General features: G+C 59.7%; 5 protein-coding genes. 2 read left to right on the top strand and 3 right to left on the bottom strand.

The window, feature by feature from the left end; genetic code table 11:
- From mnmG to RMO15_RS26045, 3 genes are all read right to left on the bottom strand, one after another.
- A partial coding sequence (gene mnmG / locus RMO15_RS26055) for a tRNA uridine-5-carboxymethylaminomethyl(34) synthesis enzyme MnmG (RefSeq protein WP_309719667.1) occupies positions 1-1,812 on the bottom strand: 1,812 nt, incomplete at its 3' end.
- Entirely contained in the window at positions 1,805-2,242 is a 438-nt protein-coding gene (locus RMO15_RS26050) for a type II toxin-antitoxin system VapC family toxin (protein WP_309719664.1), read from the bottom strand. The genes mnmG and RMO15_RS26050, both read right to left, overlap by 8 nt.
- Positions 2,239-2,472: a hypothetical protein gene (locus tag RMO15_RS26045; RefSeq protein WP_309719661.1), complete on the bottom strand. Its 234-nt coding sequence runs from the start codon at positions 2,470-2,472 to the stop codon at positions 2,239-2,241. The genes RMO15_RS26050 and RMO15_RS26045 overlap by 4 nt, the downstream gene beginning before the upstream one ends.
- A 103-nt stretch (positions 2,473-2,575) precedes the next feature.
- Between RMO15_RS26045 and RMO15_RS26040 the strand changes: the two genes are divergently transcribed.
- Together RMO15_RS26040 and RMO15_RS26035 are read left to right on the top strand one after the other, a co-directional pair.
- Positions 2,576-3,178, top strand: coding sequence for an RNA polymerase sigma factor (locus tag RMO15_RS26040; RefSeq protein ID WP_309719659.1), 603 nt, complete (start codon positions 2,576-2,578; stop codon positions 3,176-3,178).
- On the top strand, positions 3,171-4,199 hold a 1,029-nt coding region (locus tag RMO15_RS26035; protein ID WP_309719657.1), incomplete at its 3' end, for a hypothetical protein. The genes RMO15_RS26040 and RMO15_RS26035, both read left to right, overlap by 8 nt.

Here is a 4,199-nt window from a genome sequence, read left to right as displayed (position 1 = left end):
GATGTCGGCGGGGTTGATGCCGGGTATCCGCGCCGCTTGCCCGAGCGTGGTGGGGCGGAGGCGGCTCCATTTCTCTAATGCTTCGTTGGCGATGGACGGGACGAGCGCGTAGTCCAGATCAGCGGGGAGGGCGAGGTGGTCGGCGCGGCGGGCGACATCAATCTGCATCTCTTCGCGGCGGATGTAGGCATCGTAGCGGGCGGTGATGAAGCACTGCTCCAGGCCGTCGGCGTAGTGCGTGGGATCGAGCCCGGCGAGATTTGCGACCGATTCTAGGCTGACTTCCGGGCGGCGGAGCAGGTCAAGGTAGGAGAGGCGCGTGGTGACGGGCGCAAAGCCAAGCGCTTCGAGGCGTGCGCTATCCAGCCCCCCGACGGTGTTTTGGGTAAGGGTCTTCTCCACATGCTCGATGCGTGCTTTGCGCCCCTGGAAAAGCTCCCACTGAGCATCGTCCACCAGCCCCAAGGCGCGGCCCATCGGAGTGAGCCTGAGATCAGCGTTGTCGTTGCGCAGGGTCAGGCGGAACTCGGCGCGGCTGGTGAGCAGACGATACGGGTCGTTCACGCCTTTAGTGACGAGATCGTCCACCATGACGCCCATGTAGGCATCGCTGCGGGTCAGGCTCCACGGCTTGCGGCCCTGCACATAGAGCGCCGCGTTCACGCCCGCGATCAGCCCTTGGCCCGCCGCCTCTTCGTAGCCCGACGTCCCATTGATCTGCCCAGCAAAGAACAGCCCCTCGACCCGCTTGGTCATGAGCGCCGATGTTAATTCCGTGGGCGGGACGGCATCGTACTCCACGGCGTAGCCCGGCTTGAGCATCACGGCATTTTCTAGACCGGGGAGCGTCTTGACAAACTCCGCCTGCACCTCGGCGGGGAGGCTCGTGCTCATGCCCTGGACATAGACCTGGTTGGTGTCCCAGCCCTCCAGCTCCAGAAAGACCTGGTGGCGCTCCTTGTCGGCGAAGCGCACGACTTTATCCTCAATGCTGGGGCAGTAGCGCGGCCCGACCCCCTCGATCTGCCCGCCGTACATCGCCGAGCGGTGGAGGTTATCGCGGATGACTTTATGGGTTGCCTCGTTGGTCCAGGTCAGATACGCCGCCAGCAGCCCCGTGTGCGATTTTTTGGGCGTCCGAAAGCTCAGCGACGGACAGTCCGGCTCGCTGGGCTGCGCTTCGGTGCGCGTAAAGTCAATCGTGTTCTTATCCATCCGGGGCGTCGTCCCGGTTTTAAGGCGCAGCAGCGGAAAGCCCAGCGAAGAGAGTGATGCTGAGAGCCCATAGGCCGCCGCCTCGTCGTTGCGCCCCGCCTCCCACTTGTCCTCGCCCCGATGGCAGAGGCCGCGTAGAAACGTCCCCGTGGTAACGACGACGGTCTTGGCCAGAAGCTGCGTCCCATCAGAAAGAGTGACGCCACAAATACGCCCGCCCTCGGCGAGCAAATTTTCCACCATCGCCTCACGGAGCGTGAGATTCTCTTGCGCCGCGAGATAGGCCTGCATCGCTGCCGGGTACTTCTCGACATCCACTTGTGCCCGGATCGCCCGAACGGCGGGGCCTTTTCCCGTGTTGAGCATCCGAATGTGCGTAAGAGTCTGGTCGGAGATAAAGCCCATCGCCCCGCCGAGCGCGTCTACTTCCCGCACCACGTGGCCTTTTGCCGGGCCACCAATCGAGCAGTTGCACGGCAGCCACCCGATCCGGTCCAGCCGCCCTGTCACCAGAAGCGTCTTGCAGCCCAGCCGCGCCGAAGCCAGCGCCGCCTCGCACCCCGCGTGCCCGCCTCCGATTACTAGAACATCAAACATCTAAATTTGGCTCCACTGTCCAGTCTTCTGTACGAAGCCCTGGAATCTTATCGAAGTCTCGTCGGTTGCGGGTCAAAACGGTTGCATTCGTAGCGAGAGCGATTGCAGCTATTCGCCTATCTTTTGTTCCTATATTGATTGTGCCGAGACGCGTAAACTGAGCTTCCGCTTCTAAAGAATAATCCCAGACTGAAATTCTCGAAAAAAAGCGTAGGTTATCACTCAAGCACTGGTATGCCAGAACACGCCCTTTTGCATTGCGAGCTTGATGAATGCGATCTGTCCAGCCACGGCACTGCTCTTCGTAGGTAATGATCGTAGTGCCATAATCATCAGGGGGGAGTACCTGAAGACGTGAGAGTAAAGGGTCAGCCAGCTCTCCCCCTCTCTGAAAAACGCTGACATGATCCGTATCAAGCAGATAGATCATTCGTTGGTATCTATCTCTCGGGCAAGGCGTCGCTCCTCTTCCCGCTCTGCCTGAATCTGTTGATCCATCTCCTCAAACAGGGGATTATTTGCGAAGATTCCGACACAGGTCTTTAAAAAATCAGGGTGTGTCTTACCGACCACTCCAGGGCGCTGTGGGCTGACCTGCGCTTTGAGCCACTCGACATCGGCTTCTAGGTGACGAATTCTTTCTTCTGTTGTTACGGACATAGTGCTAACCTCTGTGTCTATTGTATCGTTTGGCTTTTCTGTGTTGCTTAGTTGATTTTGACGTCGAGCGAACTTTCCAGCCTTGTCGTAGCGTCCTTTGTACATGACCCGAACGGAGCCTACTGTTGTGCTTTGCAATTCTTCTGCGCCTGAGCTTGCCTCAGCACTGGAAGAGGCGTGGATAGCGCGGGCGAAACGGGGCGAGAGAGAGGCGCAACAGTGGCTTCTGAGCCGCTACCGGAGCTGTGTTGTCCGACTGGCGACGCATATTCTGCGCCGCCCGGATGAGGCGGAAGATGTGGCACAAGAGGCGCTGGTTCGTGCGCTGACCCAGATAAAAAGCTACCGAGGCGAGGCTCCGTTCTCGACATGGCTCCTGCGCATCGCCACGAGAGTCTGCATTGACCACACACGGCGAAGAACCCGCCGCCGCGAGGTTGCTTTCGAGGACACTTTTGCTGAAATCCACACTTCCACATCGGGGCAGGTGCAGGATGCACGTCTGCTGGTATCGAGTTTGCTGGATGAGCTAACCCCACCGCTGCGAGCGGCGCTGGTTCTGCGAGAGCTGGAAGAACTCTCCTACGAAGAGATCGCTGCTCTGCTCAAAATCCCTGTCGGCACCGTTCGCTCCCGGCTCAGTGCCGCACGCACCCGTTTTCGCCAGCTCTACGAAGCGGTTCAGGAGGAATCCAACCATGTATAACAATCAAGATGATGTCGAGACATTGCTCTCGACAGGTCTGCGTGAGCTGCCTGTGGCCCCGCTCTCCCCGGACTTTGATAGCCGTGTGTTGGCAGAAGTCAGCAGGCGCAACCCAATGCCACTCTTTCGTTTCCCCATCTTGCGTCCCGCGCTCTTTGTGATCGGAGGAACGGGTGCTCTGGCGCTCACGGCAAGCCTCGCGTTTCTTGCCGGACGGCAACAGCAGACCATGCCAAAGACGACGGAGCCTACTCGCTCTGCGCTACGCCCCATACCAAGAGACAAAAAGCAGGCCGTCGTACCGCCGACAAAAATGGCACGAGCACAAAAAACACAAAAAACACAAAAAACACAAAAGACGCAAGTACCAAAGTTGGCAGCGTTGGCAAAAGTAAGATCGAGTATTTCTGGAGACGAGCTGCTCTATCTCAATCCCGATCCTGTTCTCTCGCTGACACGCTGGTCGGCCCGCTTCCAGCCCGATGAGGCCAGTGCGCTTTTGGCACAGCTTCTCCCAACGGTAGGTAAGGGGGACTCTTTTGTGGACGTGCCCGTGCCACGCGTGGCGGCTCTGACAGCGGGCGGTGAGGCGCTTGTCGGCTATGCGCGGGAGCGGCAGATCGTGGATGCGCGACTTCAGCGCAAAGTCACGCTTCGGCTTAAAGCGACATCGCTCTCTCAGCTCTGCCAGAAGCTCTCGGAGGAGACGGGGATCGCTCTCTCGGCGGGACGGGGCGTGGCCGATGACAACCTGACGATTTTTTGCACGGGGCGGCCCTTGCGAGAGGTCATGCGGCAGGTGGCGGAGCTGCTCGGGTTCACCTGGGAGCGCTCTGGCGAAGAAGGAGCCTATCGCTACCGGCTCGTACAGCCGCTGCGTGCCCAGCTTCTCGAAGAAGAGCTACGCAACCGGGATCGGGACGTGGCTTTAATCGCGCTGGACGCCCAGATGCGGGAGCGCTACCAGAGCCTACTCGGGCTCTCGCTGGAGGAAGTGCAGGGGCGCAAAGAGGGCGAGAAG

The organism is Armatimonas sp. (genome assembly GCF_031410135.1).
In the GTDB taxonomy this organism is placed as follows: Bacteria; Armatimonadota; Armatimonadia; order Armatimonadales; family Armatimonadaceae; genus Armatimonas.
Note: the sequence above shows the minus strand (reverse complement) of the source record. Positions and strands in the feature narration are given on the sequence as shown.